Source organism: Streptomyces sp. NPDC051576 (assembly GCF_040681835.1).
GTDB lineage: Bacteria > Actinomycetota > Actinomycetes > Streptomycetales > Streptomycetaceae > Streptomyces.
In genome coordinates, this window is record NZ_JBFAZO010000007.1 from 310179 (window position 1) to 334840 (window position 24662).

The following is a 24662-nucleotide window of genomic DNA, read 5'->3' on the forward strand; positions in this document are numbered from 1 at the left end:
CGTACGGTGGTACGTCGCCTCGGTCGGCGCTGCTGGTGCGCCTGCCGCCGCGCCGACGCGTCGCCGCTGACGCTCCGCACCGTCGGCTGGCGGGCGCAGCCGGTACGAGCGCTTGCGGACCATTCCGGTGCCGCCCGAGGCCGCACGGACGGCGGGGGCACGGTGACCTGTCGTCTTCGGTCGGCGCGGGTGATTCGCGATACGGCCCCTTCGGCCCTCGTGTCCGCCCCGAGCTCACGCCCCGCGCCGTCAGTATCGGGACGTAAGCGGTACAGGCGGCTCGGCACCGTGCCAGGTCGAGGCGAACGCGTCCGCTGCTGGCCCGCGTGCGGTGACGGGTCGTCCCGGTCGGCGCCGGCGGTTCGTGTTTCTCCGAGTCCCAGGGCGGGGTCGCCTGCTTCGGCTGAGGCCCCGCGTCCCGTGTCCATCGGCGGAACCTTGTCCGCAGGCTCCTGCATCCCCGTTCCATGGCGCACCATGGCCTTATGAAAGAGCTGGCCGGGCGGCTGACCGCGTTGGATCCGGACGCGGGGGCCGCCGTGCGGGTCATCGGTTACTTCGATCGGCTCGCCGAGTCGCGGGCCGGGCTTGAGGCGCTGGTGCGTGGGGCGGCGGTGCTGGCCGGGTGTGCCGCGCGGCTGGTCGACGGCGAGCGGCGGGTGCGGGTGCGCGTCGAGGCGGACGGTACCCGCCGGGACAGCGAGTCACCGCCGGACCCCGCCTGGCCGTCCGCCGCGCTGACGCCGGGCGGGGCCTCGGCGCTGTGGCTGGAGCGTGCGGCGGAGGCGACGCCCAGTGTCGTCGACGCGGTGATCCTGGAGCGGGCGGCCGGTGCCGTACGGCTCGTGCTCGACCGGACCCGGGGCCGGGTTCCCGCCGACGACCCGGAGCTGGTCGAGACACTGCTCGACGCCACGGCTCCGGAGACGGCCCGGCTGCACGCGGCCCGCCGCCTAGGCCTCGACACGGCCGACCCCGCGACCCGCGCCCGGGTCGTCGCCCCGCTCGACGGGCGGCCCCGGGTCCTCGCCGCGCCACGGGACACCGGTACGTCCGGTGCGCGGCCCCTGTCAGTCGGCCCGCACGCCGACGGCGATCCGCAGCCGGCCGCTGTCGTGGTCCACGCCGACTTGTCCGCAAGCCGGCTCGGCATCGGACCCGCCGTCCCCGTACTCGACCTGCCCCGCTCCTGGACCGCCGCCCGCACCGCCCTCCGCTTCACCGCCGACGGGACCCCGCAGGACCCCGGCCCGCGCATCGCGTACGCCGACGAACTCGGCGGCATCGCCCTCCTCGCCGAACTGGTCGCACCGGGTGCCGAACCACCGCCCGACGTCCACGACTTGGAAGCGGCGGCGGCGAACGCGCCCTGGCTGCTGGCCACTCTGAACGCGGTCGCCACCACCACGAGCCTGCGCGCGGCCGCCGCCGAGATCAACGTCCACCACTCCACCCTCCAGGACCGGCTGACCCACGCGGAGTCCCTGCTGGGCTGGCCGGTACGCACGCCGCAGGGACGGCTGCGGCTCCAACTGGCGCTGACTATGCGGCATTTGGCACGGTCGTAGGGAGCGATTCAGGAGGTGGTGACGTGCTCAGGGGGCGAGCTCTTCACCAGAGGCGGTCTGCGGAAACGCGTTCCGCCCAGTCGTTGTCAGTGGTGCCGCATACGGTTCTCCAATGGATCGTCAACGATCGTCGCCTCACCAAGAGGACAACTTCAGAGTCCAGGAGGACGTACGAGAAGCGTGGGGCCGGGTGACCGCGTGGCTCGAACGCAACGACCCTGAAACTCTCGCCGCGCTCGGCGGCCCCGGAAGTCGTTCCGCCCTCAGGGAAGCCGAACTGCGCATAGGTCTGGACCTGCCCGCGGAGATGCGGCAGTGGCTGCTGGCCAACGACATCGATGCCGGCAGGCAACCCGACGCTCACTCCTGTCTGGTGGCGCTGGGCTGTCAGATGGACATCCCCGGCGGCCACATCCTTCTCGGGCTGACAGATATCCAGCGGGTCTACGTCAGCCGGATGGGCCTGGAGGAAATGCAGCCGTCCGCAGACCCCGAGCATCCGTTCTGGCGTCGCGAGTGGGTGCCCATCGCCGCGGAGGCCGACGGTCTCTACGGGACGTTTCTGGACACGCTCAGCGGAACCATCGGAACCTGGGACGAGGCATCCGGTCCCGAAGAGGGCGCATACGCTTCGTTGTCCGCCTTCTTCCAAGAGACGGCGGACCGGCTGGAAGGGGTGTCCTCGGGAGACTGGAGCGGCCCCGGCCCGGCTGCCAGACCCCGTAGGTACGATCCCCGTCCGGATGACGAGCCGATACGCCTGTGGGCACGCGCCAACGGCTATCTCGTGAATGACAGTGGGCGTATCCCTGCGTCGATCCGCGAGGCCTACGAGATGTCACAGAGCTGAGTACCGGCTCCGGCCGTGCCGGTCAAAGGCCTTTGGCCCGGGCCGTGATCTTCGGGCTCATCGCCGACGCCGCCCGGCGGATCCCGCCACGGAACGCCGGTTCGCGCCCGCCGCCCAGCCGCCACAGACCGCTGTCGAGACAGCCGCTCGGACTCCAAGGCCGTATCCGCCCGCACCCACAACAAACGGTCACCCAACGGCACTTGGCCATCTCCACGTCATGCGGAATTCCCGATTCGGTGCAGTCGGAGGGGAGTCATAGCAAGCGCTTGTCGCTACATTGCGACATGACCGCCGCACCACCATCACCCTCCCCCTCTGTCACTCCGCAGGAGGCACTTCCCCATGCGCAGACTTCTCGCCTGTCTGGCGGCCGCTGCCGCGGCCCTGGGCGGGATCACGGTGGCCGCCGCCACTCCGGCCGCCGCCGCGACCTCGGGCAGCTTCAGCGTGCTCAGCTACAACGTCGCCGGGCTCCCGGAGTCGTTGTCCAGCGCCTCGACGCCGCGCGACACCAGCACCACCGAGATCGGCAAGCGCATCGCCCCGTACGACATCGTGAACGTGCAGGAGGACTTCAACTACCACGCCTACCTGTACTCCACCGACACCCACCCCTACCGCACCGCGACCAGCGGCGGCGCGGGCATCGGCAGCGGACTCAACACCGTCTCCGACTACGCCTGGGACGGGGACGACTTCGAGCGCGTCCACTGGAACTCCTGCCAGGTCGACTCGGGCGACTGCCTGACCCCCAAGGGCTTCTCGTTCATGCGCGAGCGCCTCTCCGAGGGCGTGTACGTCGACTTCTACAACCTGCACACCAACGCCGGTACCAACGACGGCGACGAGGCCTCCCGTGCCGACAACCTCAGCCAGTTGACCTCGTTCATCAGCACCCACTCGGCGGGCAACGCCGTCGTGGTGATGGGTGACACGAACACCCGCTACACCCGCTCCGCCGACACGATCGCGGAGTTCGCCTCGAACAACGGCCTCACCGACGCCTGGGTCAAGCTGATCCGCGGCGGCGTCGCGCCGGCCAAGGGCAGCGACGCGCTGGTGTGCGACCAGACCGGGGCCACCGTCCCCAACACCTGCGAGGTCGTGGACAAGGTCCTCTACCGCAGCAGCAAGCTGGTCACGCTCAACGCGACGTCGTACAACAACGAGCACGCCAAGTTCCTGAACTCGGACGGCCTGATGCTCTCCGACCACGACCCGATCACGGTCGGCTTCACCTGGTCGCAGAACGCGGACTTCCAGCTCAGCGACCAGTTCGGCGGTCCGCACGGCGACTACTACCAGGACCTCCCGAGCGTCCCGGCAGCCGCCCAGGCCACCAAGATCTCGCTGCGCGCCGGCTCCCGCGTCGACCAGGTCGGCATCACCCTCGCGAACGGCACCACCCTCACCCACGGCGGCACCGGCGGCACCGCGTCCTCGCTGACGCTGGGCAGCGGTGAGTACGTCACGAGCGCCTACCTCTGCGAGGGCAAGTACAGCGACACCACGCGGATCTTCTACGCCAAGTTCACCACCAACCTGGGCAACACCCTGGCCGGTGGCACCACCACCTCGGACTGCGTGACCCGCACTGCCCCGTCCGGCTGGCAGATCGCCGGCTTCCACGGACGCTCCGGCGACGAGCTGGACAAGGTCGGCTTCATCTACACGAAGCGCTGACCCGAAGTACCGCAGGACGTCCGCCGGATCACCCGCCGCCACGGGTGATCCGGCGCGGTGCGTTCCGGCCGCCTAGGCGAACGCCGGAGGCACCAGCCGCCCCCGCGAGATGAGCGACGTGGCCTGCTTCAGGCGGTGGACGTGGATGCTCACGCCGTAGCCGTCGACGCCCGGCACGGCGGCCAGCCTGGTGGTCAGGTAGCGGTACAGGTCCTCCGTGTCACGGCAGATGGCGATGACCATCACATTGGAGTCGCCGCTGATGGCGGCGGCGAAGGCGACCTGGTCGTGGCCCGCGAGTTCCTCGCCGGCGCGTTCGAGGCGGGCGGGGGCGACCCGCAGCCACAGGGTCGCGGTGAGCGCGAACCCGAGGCGCGCGGAGAGCAGTTCGACGTCGTAGGCGAGGGCCCCCGAGTGCTCCAGGGCGTCCAGGCGTCGCGCCACGCGGGCCGTGGACCAGCCGGTGGCGTCGGCGAGTTGGGTGTGGGTGGCACGCCCGTCCTCCGCGAGGGCGTCGAGGAGTGGCGTGTCCTCGTCGGTGAGGCGTACGGGCGGTCCGGCGGGGGCGGGCGGCCGGTCGCCCACGAGGCGTCGGATCTGCTCGGGGGTGAGGTGGCCGCCGTAGCCCGTCCAGTCGTTTCTGCCGGTCGTGCCGAAGGGATGGATGAGCAGGTCGATGCTGACGTCGAGGACCGATGCCGATCTGGGCAGTTGCCGTAGCAGGACGTCGTCGCGCGACACATGCACCGGCGCGCTGATGACACAGATGATCTCCGAGCCGCCGGACGCCAGCCCGGCGTAGGCGATGTCGGGCCGTCGGGAGAGCGCGTCGGCGAGCGGGCCGACCCGGTCGGGGCGGCAGCGGATCCGGGCCACCCAGCGCGCCTCGCCGTGGACGGCGGGATCGACCAGGCCGACCACCCGCATCACCCCGGCACGGCGCAGGGCGTGGAAACGGCGGGCCGCCGTCTGCTCCGAGACTCCGGCCACCTCGCCGATCAGCCGGAACGGCGCCCGTGGCGCGCACTGCAAGGCGCGGAGGATTTTCCCGTCCACTTCGTCTGCCATGGGGGAAGTCTTACATCTCTGGCGCCCGACATGGAGGTTTCCGTGCGCTTCTCGGTGACACGTTGGTGATTGTCGATGCCGGAGCCGATCCTGAGGCGCGTGCCCGTTCGAGGGCATCACACCTTTGAAGGAGAGTTCTCCGTGAACGTCACGACCCCGGCGAGCGGGCCGACCGACCGGCGGGCGGCCACCCTTGTCATGGCCTGCCTCGGCGTCTTCGTCGCCTACCTGCCGGTGACCACGGTCGCCGTGAGCCTGCCCGCCGTCCAGTCGGCGCTGAACGCGTCGACCGCCCAACTGTCCTGGGTCCAGGACGCGTTCGTCCTGCCCATGGCCGCGTTCATCCTCACCGCCGGTGTCTTCGGCGATGTGCACGGGCGCAAGAAGGTCTTCCTGGCGGGCCTGCTGTTCGCCGCCGCCGGTGCCGCCGTGGCACTGTCCGCGCAGTCGGTGCAGGTGCTGTGGATCAGCCAGGCGCTCGCCGGGCTCGGCGCGGCGACCCTGCTGCCCACCACGCTGGCGCTGATCAGCCACGCGGTGCCCGACCACCGGGAGCGCGGCAAGTTCATCGGCCTGTGGGCGACCTCCCTGATGGCCGCGCTGGCCGTCGGCCCGCTGATCGCCGGAGTCATCCTCGACCACACCTCCTGGCGCTGGATCTACCTGCTGTCCGTCCCCGTCCCGCTGATCGCGCTGGGCTTCGCCGCCCGCCTGCTCCCCGACTCACGGGCCCCGCACGGCCGCAAGCTCGACTGGCCCGGCCAGCTCACGGCCACCCTCTCCATCACCGCCCTCGTCTACGGCGTGATCGAGGGCGGCGCTGGTTCGTTCACCGACGTCAAGGTCATGGTGGCGCTGTTCACCGCGGTCGTCGCCGGTGTCGCGTTCGTGCTCGCCGAGCGGCGCAGTGACAGCCCGATGCTGGATCTGACGCTGTTCCGCAGCCCGGCGTTCACCGCCACCACGCTGGTCGCGATGATCACCTTCCTGGCGCTGATCGGCTTCTTCTTCCTGCTCAGCCTGTACTTCGGTCTGGTGCAGCAGCTCGACACGCTTCAGGCGGCCTGGCGGCTGCTCATGGTCACCGCGGCGGCGATCGTGGCCGGCCAGCCGGTCGGGCGGCTCATGCACCGGGTCTCCCCGCGCGTCCTGATCACCGGGGGTCTGCTGGTCATCTCCGGCGCGCTGTTCTCGCTGACCGGCGTCGACGCCGACACCTCGTTCGCGTCCATCGCCTGGCGGCTGGCGCTGCTGGGCCTGGGCATCGGGACCGTGCTGACGCCGATGACCGCGACCGCCGTGGCGTCGGTGCCGTACCAGCAGGCGGGGATGGCCGCGGCCGGCAACAACGCGTTCCGGCAGGTCGGCGGCGCGCTCGGCCCGGCCGTCCTGGGCGCCCTGCTCACCACCAAGGCGCTGGACGCGCTGCCCGGTCACCTCACCGACGCCGGGGTGACGGGCGCGACGCAGCGCAGCATCGTCTCGACCGCCGACGCCGGCGGTCTGGGCGCCGTCGCCCATATGAACCTCGGCGCGGACACCGGGCGGGCGCTCGGCGCGCTGGGCGACTCGTTCCTGGACGGCATGCAGCTGTGCCTGATCGTGGCCGGAGCGCTGACTCTCCTCGCCGCCGCGGTCTGCGCCCTGCTGCTCCGCCCGCGACAGGCGTCCGCATCCACGAAGGCTCCGGCCGCCGGGGCTGCCAATGAGGCGCCCGTCGCGGCCGGTGCCCCGGTGGCGAACCGCTGAACCACCCACGGGCGGGGCTCCGTTGACGGAGCCCCGCCCTCTGTCGTCTCAGACCGGCACGGCCACGGCGGTGAACGTCGTCTCGGGCGTCTGCGGACTGGTGAAGCGGGCGTTCACCACATAGAGGCGGTTGCCGAAGCGGGCGGCGGTCGTGGGCACGTCGAAACGCGGGTCGGTGATCGTACGGCGCAGGGTCGCGGTGGTGACCCCGGCGTCGAGGTCGAACACGCTGATCAGGTTCAGCCGGTTCTGGACGACGTACAGCGTCCGGCCGATCCGGAACAGACCGTCCCCGTTGGCCACGTCGGACGCTCCGCTCAGGGCGATCTCGGTGGCGGCGCCGGTCCTGAGGGGCACGCGGTAGAGCTTGCCGGGTGTGCTGCTGACGACGATGAGGCCGTGGCCGTCGGGGGTGCCGACGATTCCGTTCGCGTTGTTCACCCCGGGCGTCTGCACCCAGTCGCCGGTGAGCGGCAGGGCGGTGACCTCTCCCGTACGGCCTCGGGGCACGCCGTAGAGCACCGCGTCGAGGGAGTCGGTGAACCAGGCGCGGTCGCCGAGCAGGGTGACGTCGTTGATGAAGTGGCCGGTCGGGGCGGTGAGTTGATAGGTCGTCAGGATCTCGCCGGTGCGGGAGTCGACGACTCTCGCGGCTCCGGTGCTGCCGGCGACGTACAGCAGGCCGTCGTGGTCCAGCTTCAGTCCGACGGAGACCAGGCCGGTGGCGCCCTCGGAGAGCACCTTGCCCTCGCCGGTGCGCAGGTCGGTGCGGTAGATGGCGCCGTCGGCACGGGAGCCCATGTAGGCGTACGGACTGCCGCCGATGGCTATGCCCTCGGGGAGGAAGCCGTCGGGCAGCGGGAACTCTGTCGGCCAACTGGCGTGAACAGTAGATGAATTGGCGCTCGCGGTGCCCGTGCCGACCGTCACGGCGAGGGCGGTCAGGGCGGCGCCGCCGAGTAAGGCGCGCCGGGTGGGCCGGGGAGGGACAGCGGTCATGACTAGGGCCTCCGGACGGGTGGGAGTGGGGGGAGGTGAGCCCTGGAACCGGGTCAAGTCGTCTTCAACTCCGCCCCAGGGTTTTCTCTTCGCGCAACGGCCCGCCACGCCCCGGAGTTCCCACCCGGGCGAACGGCAGGAACGGTTCTGGTGATGTTCTTCGCCTTCGGCATCGGAAATGCCACGAATGCCTTGCGCAGACCTTGAGGAGATGCCGGTGCCGCATATGCCGAGTGGCGCGGCTGCGCTATATTTCACGCCTCAACTTCCCCTGCCCACAGGCGTTTTCCCCTCGCCCCGCCTTCCGCGAATTCATTGCGTCCCAGGCCGGTTCCGTCCGTTTCGCCCCCCGTGATACGCCTCACCGAAAGCCCCCCATTCCGTGGCCATCACCCTGCACGAGGACCGGCCGCCGGCCGGTCGCCATGCAGCCGTTCCGTCCGGCAGCCTCTTTCGACGGATCTACGCACCGCGCACCAGTGACGCGCTGGCTTTCTCCATGTCCACGTACGCCATGCCGCTGCTGGTGCTGGCCATCACCCGTTCCTCGTCGCTGACGGGCCTTGCCTTCGCCCTGGAGTGGACACCGCGGATCGCCGCGTTCGTGCTGGCCGGAAACGTGGTGGACCGGCGCGGCGCGGCGATCGTGTGTTTCCTCGCCTCGCTGCTGCGGGCCCTGGTGCTGGTGGCGGCGGCCGTGGCGCTGGCCATGCTGCCGCACGGCACCGCGGAGACGGTGACCGTGCTGGTGCTGGCCGCGGTGACCGGCACCCTCACACAGTTCAGCTTCGTCGCCAACGAGGCGGTGGGCGTGATCGTCACCCGGCGGGCCGAACACCGCCCGCACGGTGTGCAGTCGGTGCTCATCGGCATCGATCAGACCGCGATGCTCGTCGGACCGCTGCTCGCGGGTTTCCTGCTGCTGGTGGGACCGGGCTGGATGCTCGGCTGTCTGACCGGGCTGTCCCTGCTGGCGGCCGTGCTCGGCCTGCAGACCCCGCCCACCCCGCTGCGCTCGGCCCGCCCGGACGGCGAGCGGACCCCCGGCGGGATGCGGACCGGGCTGCGCATGCTGCGCCGGCTTCCCGCCCTGCGCTGGCTGGTGGCGGGGCTGGCCTGTTCCAATCTCGCCCTCGGCCTGCTCCAGTCGGCCAGCCCCGTCATCGTGGTGCAGACCTTCGGCCGCGACTCCGCCGACGTGGGCACCCTGTGGTCCGCCGCCGCTGCCGCGACCCTGCTGGCCATCACCCTCTGCCGACTCGCGCTGAGCCGCGTCGACCTGTGGGGGGTGGGGGTGGTCTGCGGCACGTTCGCGTCGGCGGCCTGTCTGGCTCTCCCCCAGGCCCCGTCCTACGCCGCCTACACGGTCCTCGTCGCGCTGTTCATGGCCGGCGACGGCGGCCTCACCGTCGTCCTGCGCACGCTGCGCTCGCTGGTCATCCCGGCCACGGCCTTCGGCACCACGCTCTCGCTCACGATGCTGCTCCTGCTGCTGCCGTTCCCGGTGGCCGGCGTCCTCGTCGCCGTCACCCCGCCGGCCCACCTCGGCACGGCCGTCCTGTGCTGCGCCGCCGTCCAGGCCGTCGCCCTGGCCATCACCTTCGTACGGCTGCGCAACGAACCCACGCTGCGCGCGAGCGCCGACCCGACGCGCGCCATGCTCCCCAAGGAGCCGTCGACGACACCGCGTTGACGCGCCGTGCCCCGCGGTAATTGGGTTGAGCGGGCGCCGGGTGGGTGGGCAGGCTTGCGCGGTGCTGATGGACCTGAACCCGAGGACGCTGAGCTGGGACGAGGTGGACCCCGCACGTCACCCCTTCGACAGGGGGTCCGCGGCACAGGCGGTCCGTTCGCTCGGACCGGCCCTGCGGACACCGAGCCGCCCCGACCTCCCCCACGGCGATCCCGTACTGCACGAGTGGGGCCGGCACGTGGCGAGGCCGTGGGCCGACGCCATGTCGCATTCCCTGGCCGAGCGCTTCGGCGGCTGGGCCGTCGGCTGGCGGTGGGCGCACGACGAGGGGGACTTCGACGGCGGGCCGGTCGGAAGCTGGTGCGATCCGCGGGTCTCGGTGACCACCCCTGAGGAGACGCTCGGCCGGGTGGTCGCCGGGCTGTGCGAGTGGCGCGACTGGCTGGAGACGCTCGCCAGTTGGTTCGACGCGTATCCGCTGAGCCTGGCCGCCGTGGAAGACGAACGGATCCTGTGGGAGTGCGCCGCCCGGAACCTGATCCTCCAGGTGACCGACCGCACCGGCTGTGGCAGTGCCTGGTACGGGCACTGCCATCAGGTCCTCACCTGGTTCCTCAGCCGTTGGCACATCGACTCCGACGTCGCGCGGAAGCGGGTCGACGAGGCCATCGGCGGGCGCTTCGAGAGCTGGACCGGTCCCGACCGAGTGCTGCTCGACGACGTCGCGGAGCGGATCGCGGGCTCGGTGCGGCCCGACGACGGCGTACGGCCGGCCGCCGGGCCCGTGCCGGACCATCTGCGGAGCTGGCTCGCGCTGCGTGAGGACGTGCCGTGGGAGGGAGTGCCGGACGGCGGCGGGGACGGGCCGGTGATCCCGGTGCGTGACGGCGCGGCGGAGTCCATACGTGCCTTCGACGGTGCCGTGGACACGGCCCGCGGGGAGGGACTGCTCGCCGCCCTGGACCTGGTGCGGGCCGACGCGGCGCGCGGCGCCCGGCTCGACTTCGACCTGCTGCGCGGGTGGCAGCAGCGCGTCCTGGGCACACCGGAACCACCGTCGTTCCGCACGCTCCCGGCCTTCGCCAAAGGCGGCAGGGAGCGCTACGGCATCGCCCCGGACACCCGCGAACGCCTCGACGTCTGCCTGGCCGAGAGCGCACCGAGCGGTCCCCGGTCCCTCCCGCTGACCGCCCGCGCGGCACGTGCCCATCTCGACGTCTGCTTCTTCCATCCCTTCGACGACGGCAACGCCCGGTCCGCCTTCCTGGCCCTGGTCTTCGTCCTCGCCCGCGAGGGTGTCGCCCTGGACGGGGTCACCCTGATCCGCCGCTTCGGCCTGCCGGCCGACGATCCGCAGAGCGGGGTGATCATGGCCCGGTCCCTCGACACCCACCTCAGGGAGACCCGGCGTCTGGCGGACCTACAGGCTCACCAACGCGGAAGCCTCGGCTCGTAATCGGGCCGGACCCGCCGCATATAGGCGGTGTCGTCACGCGTACGCACCCCGGAGTCCACGTACAGCCGGTGCAGTCGGTCGAGGGCGTCGTGGTCGAGCTCCACGCCGAGCCCCGGGCCGGTGGGGACCCCGACCGCGCCGTCGCGCAGCTCCAGCACCCCCGGGACGACGATGTCGTCGGCGGAGTTCCACGGGTAGTGCGTGTCGCAGGAGTGGTCGAGGTTGGGGATGGTCGCCGCGACATGGGTCATGGCGGCGAGGCTGATGCCCAGGTGCGAGTTGGAGTGCATGGACAGGCCGAGCCCGAACACCTCGCAGACGGCGCCCAGTTCGTGGGTTCGGCGCAGCCCGCCCCAGTAGTGGTGGTCGGTGAGGAGGACCTGGATGGCGCGTTGCTCGATCGCCGGCCGCAGATGCTCCCAGGCGACCACGCACATGTTGGTGGCCAGCGGCAGCGGTGAGTCCTCCGCGACCTTTGCCATGCCGGGGATGGTGGCGGTCGGGTCCTCCAAGTACTCCAGTACGCCGTCGAGTTCACGGGCCACGTAGGCCGATGTCTCCGGTGTCCAGGCCGTGTTGGGGTCCAGGCGCAGCGGCTGCCCTGGGAATGCCTCGGCCAGTGCCCTGATCGCGGCGATCTCCTCGTCGGGCGGGAAGACACCGCCCTTGAGCTTGAACGACCGGAAGCCGTAGCGCTGTTGCATCAGCCGGGCCTGCGCGACGATCCCGGCGGGGTCCAGCGCCGCGCCCCAGTCGTCGGCCACGGCGGCCCGGCCGTCGAGGGCGGGGTGTTCGGCCCATTTGTAGAAGAGGTACGCGGCGAAGGGCACCCGGTCGCGGACCTTCCCGCCGAGCAGGTCGCTGACCGGGACTCCGAGGAGCTTGCCCTGTGCGTCCAGGCAGGCCACCTCCACCGCCGAGGTCGTCCAGCCGCGTTCGTGGGCGCTGGGGACGGTCGGCAGCAGGGCGGCGTCGATCGCGGCGACGAGGGCCGTCGTGTCGAAGACGTCCCTCCCCACGACGCTCTTCGCCGCCGCCTCAAGTCGCTCCAGGCGGACCGCGCCGCCCGTGGACTCGCCGAGGCCCACCGTGCCGTCCTCCAGCACGAGTTGGAGGACGCACCGCAGGGCGAGCGGCTCATGGACGCCGGTGGAGTTGAGCAGGGGCGGGTCGCGGAAGGCGATCGGGGTGACGATCAGTTCGCGGATCCGGGTTCCTGCCGTACTGCTCATGCGCCGAGCGCCTCCAGGCCGTGACCGATCGTTGTCTCCACCAGCATCCTGCCCCGTTCCGGCAGGACTCAGCCGCCCCTCAGGCCCAGGCCGTCACGGGCACGAACGAGCTGTCGGTCCGGAAGAGGTCCGTGCCGTCCGTCGGGTCCACCCGCAGTTGGTAGTTGTAGTGGCGCAGGTAGTAACCGGGGTAGTTGTACGACTCGAAGCGGAGCGCGCCGGTGGTGGCCCCGGTCCGGGCGTAGAACGTGGCGTCCTTCGCGAACGTCGTCGTGCCGTCGTTGGCGTCGAAGCGGCCCCGGAAGTCGTAGTGGCGCAGGTAGTTGCCCGCGGAGTCCCGGAAGGAGAAGCCGGTCGCGTCGGCGAGGCCTGCGACGACGGTGAACGTGGAGGCCTGCTTCAGCGCGGTGGTGCTGGAGCTGGTCACCACCGGCAGGTTGAGCAGGGCGGACTGCTCCTGCCAGTAGCGGGTGGTGTAGTTGGCGGACCGGAAGGAGCGGGTGACACCGGTCGCGAGGCTCGGGCCGCCGGACACCGTCTCCTTGATGACCGTGAAGTGCCGTGCCGTACCGGAGAGGGTGGTCAGCGCGGTCGGAGCGGACCAGGTGGCGAAGGTGTCGTAGCTGTCGCTGTAGTAGTAGTTGCCGTCGCCGTAGCCGTCGAAGAAGATGCGCCAGCCGCCGTTGTCGAGCTGCACCACCGAGGGGCCCTCGCGGTAGCTGCCCCAGCCGGCCCAGTCGCCGGTCTTCGAGATCGTGTAGGGGCCGGTGAGGCTGGTGGCGGTGGCGTACTCGATGTACTTCGCCGTCTCGTTCTTGGTGAAGGCGTGGTAGGTCGAGCCGATCCGCACGATGTACGTGTCGATGTGGTTGGAGCCGATGCCGGACAGGGCGACCGGTGAACTCCAGGCCGTCAGCGCCGAGTTGGTGGCCTTCAGCGCGTACGGCGTGAAGATCCACTCGTCGTCGGTGGTGGAGCAGGACACGATGACGTTGACGCTGCCGTCGCCGTCCACGAACCACTCGGGCGCCCAGGCCCGGGACAGGTTGGTGATCGGGACCGTGTAGTCGTACAGGAACGTCCAGTTGACCCGGTCCGAGCTGCGGGCGAAGCCGATCGTGGTGCTGACGTCCTCCCAGGTGTGGGTGGTGTACGTCAGGTAGTAGTAGCCGTCGGTGTGCTTGAACACGCTGGCGTCGCGGATGCGGTTGCTCGGCGGCGTGTAGGCCGAGGACTGCACGAGGCGGAAGTCGGTGGCGTCGTCGGACTGGTAGACGTTGACGGTGCCGTCGTCGCTGTTCAGGAACGGGACGATCGTGTACCGGGTGGCGTAGCCGCTCGACGGGGCGGCGGCCAGGGCCGTGCCGAGCAGTCCGGGGGCCTCGCCCAGGACGAGCGCGGAGGCGGGCAGGACGGCCATCGCGCGCAGCAGGGCGCGGCGGGACGGCGTGGGGGGACGTGTGGTCACGGGCGGCTCTCCCGGAGACTCGATGGTTTCACTGGTTCACCATGTCGAGATATCGAACATGGTTCGCCAAATCGATCAGAAGGTAAGGGCGGGTCAGGGGCACGTCAATGGTTTGCACAGGGCTGGATGATCTCTGTGGGGTGCCTGTGGTGAACACCCGTCCCACCGGGCCCCGTTGGAAGTCGCCGCAGCCGTACCGCGCCGGGCGCCCGGACGTTACCGTGCGGTAGACATCGCGCTTCCGGAGGTGCCCGCATGACGCCCGACCGCTCCGCAGGCCTGGCCGAGTCCGCCCGCGCACTGGCCGCCGGGGAGGTGACGGCCCGGGAACTGGCGGAGGCGGCCCTCGCGCGGATCGAGTCGACTCGGGCCACCCTGAACGCCTTTCGGGTCGTACGGACGGAGGCGGCGCTCGCCGAGGCCGAGGCGGCGGACCGGGAACTGGCCGCCGGAGTGCGCCGGCCGTTGCTCGGAGTACCCATCGCCGTCAAGGACGACATGGACGTGGCGGGCGAGCCGACCGCGTTCGGCTGCCGGGGCGAGTTCCCACCGGTGGCCGAGGACGGCGAGGCGGTACGGCGGCTGCGGGCGGCCGGTGCCGTGATCGTCGGGAAGACCAACACCTGCGAGTTCGGGCAGTGGCCGTTCACCGAGGGGCCCGCGTTCGGGGAGACCCGCAATCCGTGGAACCCCCTTCACACGCCCGGGGGTTCGTCCGGTGGCTCGGCGGCGGCCGTCGCCGCGGGACTGGTCCCGGCCGCGCTCGGCTCGGACGGCGCGGGGTCGGTGCGCATCCCCGCCGCGTGGACCCACCTCATCGGCGTCAAACCGCAGCGCGGCCGCATCTCGACCTGGCCGCGCGGCGAGTCCTTCCAGGGCATCACGGTCAACGGCACCCTCACCCGTACGGTCGCGGACGCGGCCCTGCTGCTGGACGCGGCGAGCGGCAACCACGCCCGGGACCCGCACCAACCGCCCGCGCTCGCCCTCGCGGACGCGGCGGGCCGCGACCCCGGACGGCTGCGCATCGCGCTCTCGCTGAAGCCGCCGTTCACCGCGCTGCCCGCCCGGCTGCGGCCGGAGGTGCGGGCCAGGGTCCTCGAACTCGCCGAGAAACTGGCCCAGTTGGGCCACACCGTCGTCGAGGCCGATCCGCCGTACGGGCAGATCGGGCTGACGTTCGTCCCGCGCGCCACCGTGGGTCTCGCCGAGCGGGTCCGCGAGGCACCGCACCCCGGACTCCTCGACCGCCGCACCGTCGACGCCGCCCGGCTCGGCCGGCTGCTCGGCGGGGCCCCGCTGCGGGCGGCCCGGCGCGCGGAGGCGACCCTGCACGACCGGATCGGCGCGTTCCTCGGCATGTACGACCTGATCCTCGCGCCCACAACCGCCGCTCCCCCGCCCACAGTTGGCGCGATGCTCCCGCTCGGCGGTCTCGCCACCGACCGCGCGATGATCGCCGCCTGCCCCTACGCCTGGCCGTGGAACATCCTCGGCTGGCCCGGCGTCAACGTCCCCGCGGGCTTCGTGGCGGGCGGACTCCCGGTCGGCGCCCAGTTGTTGGGCCCGGCCAACAGCGAGCCGCTGCTGCTCTCCCTCGCCGCCCAACTGCAGGCGGACCTGCGCTGGCACGAGCGGTGGCCCGATCCGGTCGCGGTGGAATCCCCGGCGGCATCGGCCCGTACGCTGTGAGCATGGAGGACGCTTCGATGGTCGGGCTGATGGGGCGGGTCACCGGGACGGTCGGGCCCGGGCTCGTCGGCGAGGTGATCGTCAGGGTGCGCGGGGGCGCCGAGCACTTCCTCGCGTACGCCGCCGCCGGCGCGGACCGGATCGAGCGGGGCACCGTCGTGATGGTGGTGGAGTACCTGCCGCCGAGGACGGTCTACGTCACGCAGGCATACGACAGTTGAGCCCCCTGCTTCGCAGGTGAGAGCGGTCCGGGGCCGTATGCGTCAAGATTGCAACAAGGATCCGTCAGCGGCTGTACCCCGGTGTCGCGCAGGCGCACACTCCCTTCGTTCGGTGCCGAAAGGGCACCATCACAAGGGGGCGAATGCCGATGATCATCGGCGTCGTAGCGGGGGCGGCGGTTGTCGCCGTGCTCGTACTGATCGGTCTGTTCAAGTCGATGTGGCGGGTCGCCGAGCCCAACGAGGCACTCATCATCTCGGGCTCCAAGCACCGTACCGAAGGCCTTGAGGAGGGCATGGGGTTCCGCATCGTCACGGGGCGCGGCACGCTGGTGCTGCCCGGTGTGCAGGCGGTGCGCAAGATCTCGCTCGACCTGAACGAGACCGAGTTGCACGTGGACTGCGTGACCACCCAGGGCATTCCGCTCAAGGTGCGGGGCGTGGTCATCTTCAAGGTGGGCGACGACTTCGTGTCGATCGCCAACGCGGGCCGTCGTTTCCTCGACCAGCAGAAGATGATGTCGGAGCGGGTGCACAACGTGTTCGCCGGTCATCTCCGGTCCATCGTGGGCGGGTTGACGGTCGAGGACATGATCCGCGACCGGGAGAAACTGACCGGCCAGACCCGTGCCGCGTGCGGTACGGAGATGGAGAAGCTGGGTCTGATCGTGGACTCGCTGCAGATCCACGAGATCGAGGACCCGACCGGGTACATCAAGAACCTCGCGATGCCGCACGCCGCCGCCGTCCAGCGGGACGCGCGCATCGCGCAGGCCGAGGCCAACCGGTTGGCCACCGAGGCCGAACAGAAGGCCGCGGCACGGATGTCGGAGGCCACCCGGGACAGCGAGATCCTCCAGGCCGGCTACCAGGCCGAGCGCGACAAGGCGGCGGCGAAGGCCCGGCAGGCCGGACCGCTCGCGGACGCCGCCGCCCGGCAGGACGTCGTCGTCCAGGAGACCCGGATCGCCGAACTCGACGCGCTGCGCCGGGAACAGCAGCTCCAGGCGGACGTCCGCAAGCCCGCGGACGCCCAGGCCTACGAGACCCGGGCCCGCGCCGAGGCCGAACGCGACGCGCGGATCTCCGCCGCACAGGCCAAGGCGAAGGAGACCGAACTGGCCGCCCTGGCCGAGGCGAACCGGGTCAAGACGGCCGCGAACGCCGAGGCCGAGGCGACCCAGGCACGGGGTGCGGCAGCGGCTACGGCCACCCGCGCCACCGGTGAGGCAGAGGCCGCCGCCGCCCAGGCGAAGGGCCTCGCCGCCGCCGAGGCGACCCGGGCCCAGGGTCTCGCCGAGGCGGAGGCCATCAAGGCGCGGGCCGCGGCCCTCGCCGAGAACCAGGAGGCCGTGGTCGCACAGCAACTCGCCGAGAACTGGCCGGAGATCGTCCGGGCCGGCGCGTCCGCGTTCGGCAGCGTCGACAACATGGTGGTCCTCAACGGGGCCGACGGCATGGGGGAGATGCTCGCCAAGGCGCTCACCATGGGCGGCACGGGCCTCGGCCTGGCCCGCCAACTGCTCGCCACGATGAACCAGAACGGGCAGACCCCGAACGGGACTTCGGCCCTGAACGGAACCGTGGCACCGCCGTCGCAGAAGGTGCCGGTGGAGAAGGACGAGAAGTGACCTCGACGGGAGGCTGACGTACAGGTCGCGGGGGACACCGTTTAAGGTGCCCCCCGTGACCGCGTTTACCGATGAAAACGTCCCGGGCCGCTTCGGCCCCTCCGCCACCACCGAGGCCGACCCGCGCGAGGTCGGCAGGGTGCGTACCGAGTACTCCCCCGCGCACGACGGTGATCCCGACCCCGGTGAGATCGTCTGGACCTGGGTGCCGTTCGAGGAGAACGACGGCCGGGGCAAGGACCGCCCGGTGCTCGTCGTGGCCCGCGAGCCCGGCGGGACCCTGCTCGCCGTCCAGCTCTCCAGCAAGCGGCACGACGCCGACCGCGAGTGGGTGCCGATCGGCAACGGCCCGTGGGACCGCTCCGGCCGCGACTCGTGGGTCGACGTGGACCGCGTGCTGCGTCTGCACGAGGACGGCATGCGCCGGGAGGCGTGCGCGATCGACCAGATGCGCTTCAACCTCGTACGCCACCGGCTGCACGAGCGCTACGGCTGGACCTGACCGGCTACCGCTGGAGCTGACCCTCCGGGAACGCCCGTACGAACGCGTCCCGGACCGTGGCACCCGGTGTGCGGTCCAGGACGCCGAACACCACGTGCTCGAAGGCCGCGGCGAACCGTCCGCCCGGCCCGAGCAGCGCGTGGAAGGCGCCCGCGACCTGCGCCGGGTCGTTCCGGAAGACCCCGCAGCCCCAGGCGCCCAGGACCAGGCGCCGGTAGCCGTGCGCGAGCGCAGTCTCCAGCACCCGCTCCGCCCGTACGGCGACGGCGTGCGGCAGTTCGGCCGCGCGCTCCGGTGCCGTGCGCAGCACGACGCCGGCGTTCGGCGCGGCGGCGGTCAGGAAGCCGGCGGTGTACGGCTCGTCGAGGAGGCCGCCCTTGTCGTCGCGGAAGACGGGGACGGCCGGTGAGTGGATGACCCGGTCCGTGTAGAACGGATCGCGGTGGGCGCGGTGGTGGTCGTAGAAACCGCGGGCCTCAAGCAGGCAGGTGTACAGCGCGGAGGCGCGGCACAGGGCCTCCTCCTGGGCCTGGGCGCCGTTCAGGTAGCCGCCGCCCGGATTGCGGGCCGAGGCGAAGTTCAGCACGGCCACCGGACCGGTGAGCCGACGGGCGGCTTCGAGGCTGCTCTCGCCCGTGACCTCGATGAACGTGTCCACGGGCGAGAACGGTGGTATCTGCACCGGTTCCGGTCCGTGGAGGCGGGTGCCCGCGCGGGCCGCCTCGGTCTCCGCCGCGATGGAGACCTCGCGGCCGTCCGCCGCGCGGTAGCCCCGGGCCGCCACGATCTCCTCGGTCTGCCGCGCGATGCCGCGCAGACGCGCGCTCATGGCGCGACCCCCGTACGCGCCATGACCGCGCGCTCCGCGATCTCCCCCGTGATCTCCCCCGTCGTGCTCATACAGGCATCGTGAGCGATGCTGGTCCTGCGGTGCAACAGAGTTTCCGGGCTCCCGGAAACGGCGGAAGAACCGGAGATTACCGATCCCGAACGTGCCGATACGCACCCTTGTGCGATGCGGCGCGAGGGTCTTGGGTGGTACGAGTGTGCCGACCCGGGCCCAACAGAAACCGGGCCGGTGGCATGGTGGAATCTCAGGAGGATCCCGACATGTCCGATACGGCAAGTGACTGTAGCGACTGTACGGAGCCCGTCGTCGCGGTCACCGAACCCGAGGTGGAGGCCCTGGTCAGGGGCATCTGCTTCAAGACCGGTCCGCCCCGAACGCTCGGGGTCGAAGTGGAATGGCTCGTCCACGAGCTGCGCCTGCCGCAGCTCCCCGTGACACCCGAACGACTGGAAGCGGCCTACGCCGCTCTCAGGACCGTGCCCCTGAGGTCGGCGCTCACCGTCGAGCCCGGCGGCCAACTGGAACTCAGTTCGTCGCCCGCCGCCTCCCTGATGGAGTGCATCGGTTCCGTCTCCGAAGATCTCGACGCCGTCCGCGCGGTGCTGCGCCGCGACGGCCTAGGACTGGTCGGGGTCGGCCACGACCCCTGGCACCCGCCGCGCCGGTTCCTGCACGAGCCGCGCTACGACGCGATGGAGCGCTGCCTCGACCGCACCGGCACCGCGGGCCGCCGCATGATGTGCACCTCGGCGTCCGTGCAGGTGTGCCTGGACGCCGGCCACGAGGAGCCGGGCCCGCTGGGCCTCGGGCGGCGCTGGTGGCTGGCGCACCAGCTGGGCGCGGTGCTGGTGGCCGCGTTCGCCAACTCCCCGCTGGTCGGCCGCAGCCCCACCGGCTGGCGTTCCACCCGGCAGTTGATCTGGATGGAGATCGGCCCCGGCCGGGCCGGCGCACCGCCGCTCGACACGGAGCCGCGCGACTCCTGGACCGGCCATGTCCTGGACTCGCCGGTGATGTGCATACGGCAGGACAGCGGCCCGTGGGAGGTCCCGGAGGGGCTGACCTTCCGGGAGTGGATCAGGTCGGGGTCGCCGAGACCGCCGACCCGTGCGGACCTCGACTATCACGTCACGACCCTGTTCCCGCCGGTCAGACCGCGTGGCCACCTGGAACTGCGCATGATCGACGCGCAGCCCGGGGACGACGGCTGGATCGTGCCGCTGGCCGTGACGACGGCGCTGTTCGACGACCCGGAGGCGGCAGAGACCGCGTACCGCGCCGTGAAGCCGCTGGCCGAACGGTCCCTCGGGCTGCCCGCGCCGCACAATCCGCTGTGGATCGACGCGGCCCGCTACGGACTGTCCGACCCGGAGCTGCACGAGGTGGCCCTCGTCTGCTTCGCCTCGGCGCTGGAGGCCCTGCCCCGGCTCGGCGCCACCGCCGAGGTCACGGACGCCGTCCGCGCGTACTTCGACCGCTATGTCATCCGGGGCCGCTGCCCCGCCGACGATCTGCTCGACCGCGTGCGCGGCACGGACAGCCGCCCGCACGGGAAGGACATCCGCACATGACCGACGCAGACATCGCTGCCGGGACTTCTGCCGACACCTCCGCCGACATCGATATCGAGGCGCTCCGGGAACGGGCGCTGACCACCCTCACCACCGCCCGGGACCGCACCACGCTCCTGACGAGCTGTGTGGAGGAGCCCGAACTCCTCGCCCAGGTCTCGCCGTTGATGTCCCCGCTGGTCTGGGACCTCGCGCACATCGGCAACCAGGAGGAGCTGTGGCTGCTGCGGGCCGTCGGCGGCCGGGACGCGATGCGGCCCGACATCGACGGCCTCTACGACGCGTTCGAGCACCCGCGTTCCGAACGTCCCTCGCTGCCGCTGCTGCCGCCCGAGGAGGCCCGGCAGTACGCGGCCGAGGTCCGCGGCCGGGTGACAGACGTACTCGCCGATTCGGCGTTCCGCGGGTCGCGGCTGACGGAGGCGGGCTTCGCCTTCGGGATGGTCGCGCAGCACGAACAGCAGCACGACGAAACCATGCTGATCACCCATCAGCTCCGCACCGGACCACAGGCGTTGACGGCCCCGGACCCGGAGCCGGTCCCGCTGTTCACCGGTCCGGCCGAAGTCCTCGTCCCCGGCGGCCCGTTCACCATGGGCACCTCCACCGAACCGTGGGCCCTGGACAACGAACGGCCCGCGCACCGGCGGGAGGTGGAGTCCTTCCACATCGACACGACCCCGGTGACCAACGGCGCGTATCTGGCGTTCATCGAGGACGGCGGCTACGACGACCCGCGCTGGTGGACCAAGGAGGGCTGGGCGCACATCCGCCGCAACTCCATCACGGCGCCGCTGTTCTGGCGCCGTGAGGCGGGCCAGTGGCTGCGGCGCCGGTTCGGCGTCACGGAGGCCGTACCGCTCGACGAGCCGGTGGTGCACGTGTGCTGGTACGAGGCCGACGCGTACGCCCGCTGGGCCGGACGCCGGCTGCCCACCGAGGCCGAGTGGGAGAAGGCGGCCCGCCACGACCCGACGGGCGACCGCTCGATGCGCTACCCGTGGGGCGACGCCGACCCGGCACCGGAACACGCCAACCTCGGCCAGCGCCACCTCCGCCCGGCCCCCGCCGGCAGCTATCCGGCAGGCGAATCACCGCTCGGCGTACGCCAGTTGATCGGTGACGTGTGGGAGTGGACGTCGAGCGACTTCCTGCCCTACCCGGGGTTCAGGGCCTTCCCGTACAAGGAGTACTCGGAGGTGTTCTTCGGCCCGGAGTACAAGGTGCTGCGGGGCGGTTCGTTCGCCGTGGACGAGGTGGCCTGCCGGGGCACGTTCCGCAACTGGGACTATCCGATCAGGCGGCAGATCTTCTCCGGATTCCGCACGGCCCGCTCGGGGGCCGTCTGATGTGCCGTCACCTGGCGTACCTGGGACCCGAGGAGCCGCTCGGCCGGCTCCTCGTGGACCCGGAGCACAGCCTGTACCGCCAGTCCTGGGAACCCCGGCGGCAGCGGCACGGGACGGTCAACGCCGATGGTTTCGGGGTGGGTTGGTACGCCGAGGGCGATCCGGTGCCGGGCCGCTACCGGCGGGCCGCGCCCATCTGGGGCGACCAGTCCTTCGCCGACCTGGCCCGCGTGGTCCGCTCGGGCGCACTGCTGGCCGCCGTACGGGACGCGACACTGGCCGGTGCCGACGGGGAGGCCGCGGCGGCCCCGTACGCCGCGGGCCCCTGGCTGTTCAGCCACAACGGAGCCGTCACCGGCTGGCCGCGCACCCTCGCGGCGCCGGCCCAACGCCTGCCCCCGGTGGACCTGTTGTCCCTGGAGGCCCGCTGCGACTCGGCGCTCGTGTGGGCGCTGGTCCTCAGCCGGCTGCGGGCGGGCGACGAGGAGGGCCAGGCGCTGGCCGACACCGTGCTGGAGGTCGCCCACTACGCCCCCGGCTCCCGCCTCAACCTCCTTCTCACCAACGGCGAGACGATCGCCGCGACGGCCTGGGGCGACACCCTCTGGTACCTCTCGGAGCCCGGCCACCGCACGGTCGTCGCCTCCGAGCCCTACGACGACGACCCGCACTGGCAGGAGGTCCCCGACCGCACCCTGCTCACCGCGACCCGCGCCGAGGTCCTCCTCACCCCCCTGAAAGACCTCGCACCTTCGAAGGAGCCCCGTACGTGAGCCCGTTCCTTCTCACCCGCACCGTCCCCGAGGACGCCACCGACGCGGCCCTGCGCGCCGACGTCCTGCACGGCCTCACCCGCACCCCGAAGACCCTCCCGCCGAAGTGGTTCTACGACGCCCACGGCAGCGAACTCTTCGAGCAGATCACCGAGTTGCCCGAGTACTACCCCACCCGCGCCGAGCGGGAGATCCTCGTCGACCGGGCCCGCGAGATCGCCGCCGCGACCGGCGCCCGCACCCTGGTCGAGCTGGGCTCCGGCTCCTCGGACAAGACGCGCCACCTGCTCGACGCGCTCACCGGCCTGGCCGTGTACGTCCCGGTCGACGTCAGCGAGAGTGCGCTCACCCAGGCCGGGCACGCCCTCGTCGAGGAACGCCCGGACCTGAACGTGCATGCCCTGATCGCCGACTTCACCGGCGCGATGACCCTGCCGGAGACACCCGGACCCCGGTTGCTGGCGTTCCTCGGCGGCACGATCGGCAACCTGCTGCCGGCCGAGCGCGCCACGTTCTTCGCCGGCCTGCGCTCGCTGCTCTCCCCCGGTGACGCGCTGCTGCTCGGCACGGACCTGGTCAAGGACGAGCAGGTCCTGGTCAGGGCGTACGACGACGCGGCCGGGGTGACCGCCGCGTTCAACAAGAACGTCCTGACCGTGGTCGACCGCGAGCTGGGCGCCGACTTCGACCCCGACGCCTTCGACCACGTGGCCCTCTGGGACTCCGGCCACGAGTGGATCGAGATGCGGCTGCGGTCCCGCGTCGACCAGACCGTGAAGATCCCGGCGCTCGATCTCGCCGTCGAATTCGCGGCCGGGGAGGAACTGCGCACCGAGATCTCGGCGAAGTTCCGCAAGGAGGGCGTGCGGACCGAACTGGCGGCCGCCGGACTGGAGTTGGCCCACTGGTGGACCGACCGGGAGGGACGCTTCGCGCTGTCACTGAGCGTGGTGCGCTGACGGCGGGTGACGGGCCGTCTCGCGCGCGGCCGCGCCTTGGGGCACGGTGGAGTGACGCGTGACGCGCCCGTCACGGCCGAGAGGAGTACCCGCATGTCCAACCACACGTACCGGGTCACCGAGATCGTCGGCACCTCTCACGAGGGCATCGACCAGGCCATCCGCAACGGCGTCGCCCGCGCCGCGCAGACCCTGCGCAGCCTGGACTGGTTCGAAGTAACCCAGGTCAGGGGCCAGATCGAGAACGGGCAGATCGAGCACTACCAGGTCGGCCTGAAGGTCGGCTTCCGCATCGAGGACGAGGACTGACGGCCGTACGCAGTCGGAGTCCCCTCAGGTCCGGCCCTCCCCCTCCTGCGCCGCCTCCAGCGCGGCGGAGGGGGCGGTCCAGCGGGCCCGTACGACCCTGAACCCGGCCCGCTCGGCGTCGTCGCACACGAGCTCGTCGTCGTCCACGAGAACCCGGACCACGCGGTTCCGGGCGAGCCGCTCCAGGACCTCCAGCTTGGTGCGGCGGGCGGGCCTGCGGTCGTCGTTGCGCCGCATGAGGACCCGCCCCTCGGGCAGCCCCTGCGCGGCGAGCCAGGCGAGCGTGTCGCGCCGGCAGCGCTCGGGCCGCCCGGTCAGATAGACGACCTCGCACTCCTCGGCACACTCCAGCACCAGCGCGATGCCCTCCGCCAGGGGCGGATCCTGCGGGGCGGCACCGAAGAAGCCGTCCCAGTCGCGCGGCCTGTTCTCCAGGAAATGCTGCCGGTGGGCCGTGTCGGCGAGGGTGTTGTCCAGATCGAACACGGCGAGGGGGCGGCTGCTGTCGGCTGTCACACGGCCACCTTAGGCAGCCCCGGAGGGACCCCCTTCATCCGCCCCGGAGGCGTGGCCTCATGCTTTTGGCATGTCTGCCGCCACTCCCGCCCCCCGTACGTTCCTGATCGGCGCCGCCCGCGAGCGGCCCTGCACCCTGGTCGTCTGCCGGGGCTGCTGCTGCGGCGACCCGCGCAAGCACCCGGGCACGGACCACGCCTGGCAACTGGAGCGGCTGCGCGCCGGCGCCGCCGCACACGGATTCGCGGTGCGTACGACGGACTGCCTGGGCCCCTGCGACCAGGCCAACGTGATCGTGGTCCAGCCGTCGGCCGCTGGACGGCGAGCCGGCGGCCGGCCCACCTGGGTCGGCTTCGCCATGGACGACGACTGCACGGAGGAGGTGTTGGAGTGGGCGGCCGCGGGCGGGCCCGGGGTCGCCGAGCCGCCCGTCACGCTGGAGCTGCAGTTCATCGAACCGCCACGGGACGCACGCGTCCGGTCGCGGCGGTGAACCCGGGAATGCCGGGGGCTCGTGGGC

At 71.7% G+C, this 24662-nt stretch carries 22 protein-coding genes; 16 read left to right on the forward strand and 6 right to left on the reverse strand.

Translation table 11 applies throughout. From position 1 onward, the window contains the following. Positions 1–485 precede the first annotated feature (485 nt). The 3 genes from AB0M63_RS24660 (at position 486) to AB0M63_RS24670 (ending at position 4104) form a co-directional block, all read left to right on the forward strand. Positions 486–1568 (forward strand): helix-turn-helix domain-containing protein, encoded by a 1083-nt coding sequence (locus tag AB0M63_RS24660; protein WP_366020904.1) that lies wholly within the window; start codon positions 486–488, stop codon positions 1566–1568. Between the two features lie 472 nt (positions 1569–2040). Next, entirely contained in the window at positions 2041–2418 is a 378-nt protein-coding gene (locus AB0M63_RS24665) for a histone-like nucleoid-structuring protein Lsr2 (protein ID WP_355911814.1), read from the forward strand. 345 nt (positions 2419–2763) lie between these two features. Beyond that, positions 2764–4104, forward strand: a complete 1341-nt coding sequence (locus tag AB0M63_RS24670; protein ID WP_366020905.1) for a jacalin-like lectin — start codon at positions 2764–2766, stop codon at positions 4102–4104. A 72-nt stretch (positions 4105–4176) separates the two neighbouring features. Here the strand turns inward: AB0M63_RS24670 and AB0M63_RS24675 are convergent, their stop codons facing one another. After that, positions 4177–5172 carry an AsnC family transcriptional regulator gene (locus tag AB0M63_RS24675; RefSeq protein ID WP_366020906.1) on the reverse strand — a complete coding sequence of 332 codons (996 nt, stop codon included), beginning with the start codon at positions 5170–5172 and terminating at the stop codon, positions 4177–4179. 141 nt (positions 5173–5313) lie between these two features. On the opposite strand from AB0M63_RS24675, the gene AB0M63_RS24680 reads away from it, so the two are divergent. Beyond that, a complete protein-coding gene (locus AB0M63_RS24680) occupies positions 5314–6921 on the forward strand; it encodes an MFS transporter (RefSeq protein WP_366020907.1) in 1608 nt (535 codons plus the stop codon). A gap of 48 nt (positions 6922–6969) precedes the next feature. On the opposite strand, the gene AB0M63_RS24685 is transcribed toward AB0M63_RS24680, so the two are convergent. Then, complete coding sequence (locus AB0M63_RS24685) at positions 6970–7920, reverse strand: superoxide dismutase (protein ID WP_366020908.1); 951 nt, start codon at positions 7918–7920, stop codon at positions 6970–6972. A gap of 382 nt (positions 7921–8302) precedes the next feature. Here AB0M63_RS24685 and AB0M63_RS24690 point away from each other — a divergent pair, with 382 nt between their 5' ends. After that, on the forward strand, positions 8303–9613 hold the full coding sequence (locus tag AB0M63_RS24690; RefSeq protein WP_366020910.1) for an MFS transporter: 1311 nt from the start codon (positions 8303–8305) through the stop codon (positions 9611–9613). A 67-nt stretch (positions 9614–9680) separates the two neighbouring features. Then, positions 9681–11069: a Fic family protein gene (locus tag AB0M63_RS24695; protein WP_366021020.1), complete on the forward strand. Its 1389-nt coding sequence runs from the start codon at positions 9681–9683 to the stop codon at positions 11067–11069. On the opposite strand, the gene AB0M63_RS24700 is transcribed toward AB0M63_RS24695, so the two are convergent. Together AB0M63_RS24700 and AB0M63_RS24705 are read right to left on the reverse strand one after the other, a co-directional pair. After that, positions 11042–12301, reverse strand: coding sequence for a glucarate dehydratase family protein (locus AB0M63_RS24700; protein WP_366020911.1), 1260 nt, complete (start codon positions 12299–12301; stop codon positions 11042–11044). The genes AB0M63_RS24695 and AB0M63_RS24700 overlap by 28 nt on opposite strands. Positions 12302–12380: 79 nt before the next feature. After that, complete coding sequence (locus tag AB0M63_RS24705; protein WP_366020912.1) at positions 12381–13769, reverse strand: glycoside hydrolase family 43 protein; 1389 nt, start codon at positions 13767–13769, stop codon at positions 12381–12383. Between the two features lie 255 nt (positions 13770–14024). Between AB0M63_RS24705 and AB0M63_RS24710 the strand changes: the two genes are divergently transcribed. From AB0M63_RS24710 to AB0M63_RS24725, 4 genes are all read left to right on the forward strand, one after another. Continuing rightward, complete coding sequence (locus tag AB0M63_RS24710; protein ID WP_366020913.1) at positions 14025–15461, forward strand: amidase; 1437 nt, start codon at positions 14025–14027, stop codon at positions 15459–15461. Positions 15462–15463: 2 nt separating this feature from the next. Then, positions 15464–15682, forward strand: coding sequence for a hypothetical protein (locus AB0M63_RS24715; protein ID WP_355911397.1), 219 nt, complete (start codon positions 15464–15466; stop codon positions 15680–15682). Between the two features lie 143 nt (positions 15683–15825). Further along, a complete protein-coding gene (locus AB0M63_RS24720; RefSeq protein ID WP_355911400.1) occupies positions 15826–17313 on the forward strand; it encodes an SPFH domain-containing protein in 1488 nt (495 codons plus the stop codon). A gap of 55 nt (positions 17314–17368) precedes the next feature. Continuing rightward, positions 17369–17815 carry a type II toxin-antitoxin system PemK/MazF family toxin gene (locus AB0M63_RS24725; RefSeq protein WP_366020914.1) on the forward strand — a complete coding sequence of 149 codons (447 nt, stop codon included), beginning with the start codon at positions 17369–17371 and terminating at the stop codon, positions 17813–17815. A 4-nt stretch (positions 17816–17819) separates the two neighbouring features. On the opposite strand, the gene AB0M63_RS24730 is transcribed toward AB0M63_RS24725, so the two are convergent. Further along, positions 17820–18644 (reverse strand): TIGR02452 family protein, encoded by an 825-nt coding sequence (locus tag AB0M63_RS24730; protein WP_366020915.1) that lies wholly within the window; start codon positions 18642–18644, stop codon positions 17820–17822. 281 nt (positions 18645–18925) lie between these two features. Between AB0M63_RS24730 and egtA the strand changes: the two genes are divergently transcribed. From egtA to AB0M63_RS24755, 5 genes are all read left to right on the forward strand, one after another. After that, on the forward strand, positions 18926–20236 hold the full coding sequence (egtA, locus tag AB0M63_RS24735) for an ergothioneine biosynthesis glutamate--cysteine ligase EgtA (protein ID WP_366020916.1): 1311 nt from the start codon (positions 18926–18928) through the stop codon (positions 20234–20236). Then, a complete protein-coding gene (gene egtB / locus AB0M63_RS24740; protein ID WP_366020917.1) occupies positions 20233–21585 on the forward strand; it encodes an ergothioneine biosynthesis protein EgtB in 1353 nt (450 codons plus the stop codon). Before egtA ends, egtB begins: the two co-directional genes overlap by 4 nt. Then, a complete protein-coding gene (egtC, locus tag AB0M63_RS24745) occupies positions 21585–22358 on the forward strand; it encodes an ergothioneine biosynthesis protein EgtC (protein WP_366020918.1) in 774 nt (257 codons plus the stop codon). The genes egtB and egtC overlap by 1 nt, the downstream gene beginning before the upstream one ends. After that, a complete protein-coding gene (gene egtD / locus AB0M63_RS24750) occupies positions 22355–23317 on the forward strand; it encodes an L-histidine N(alpha)-methyltransferase (protein WP_366020919.1) in 963 nt (320 codons plus the stop codon). Before egtC ends, egtD begins: the two co-directional genes overlap by 4 nt. A 93-nt stretch (positions 23318–23410) precedes the next feature. Then, positions 23411–23626, forward strand: a complete 216-nt coding sequence (locus AB0M63_RS24755) for a dodecin (RefSeq protein ID WP_019068358.1) — start codon at positions 23411–23413, stop codon at positions 23624–23626. Between the two features lie 24 nt (positions 23627–23650). On the opposite strand, the gene AB0M63_RS24760 is transcribed toward AB0M63_RS24755, so the two are convergent. Further along, positions 23651–24142, reverse strand: a complete 492-nt coding sequence (locus tag AB0M63_RS24760; protein WP_355911422.1) for a hypothetical protein — start codon at positions 24140–24142, stop codon at positions 23651–23653. A gap of 70 nt (positions 24143–24212) precedes the next feature. On the opposite strand from AB0M63_RS24760, the gene AB0M63_RS24765 reads away from it, so the two are divergent. Beyond that, positions 24213–24635: a (2Fe-2S) ferredoxin domain-containing protein gene (locus AB0M63_RS24765; RefSeq protein WP_366020920.1), complete on the forward strand. Its 423-nt coding sequence runs from the start codon at positions 24213–24215 to the stop codon at positions 24633–24635. The last annotated feature ends 27 nt before the right edge of the window (positions 24636–24662 follow it).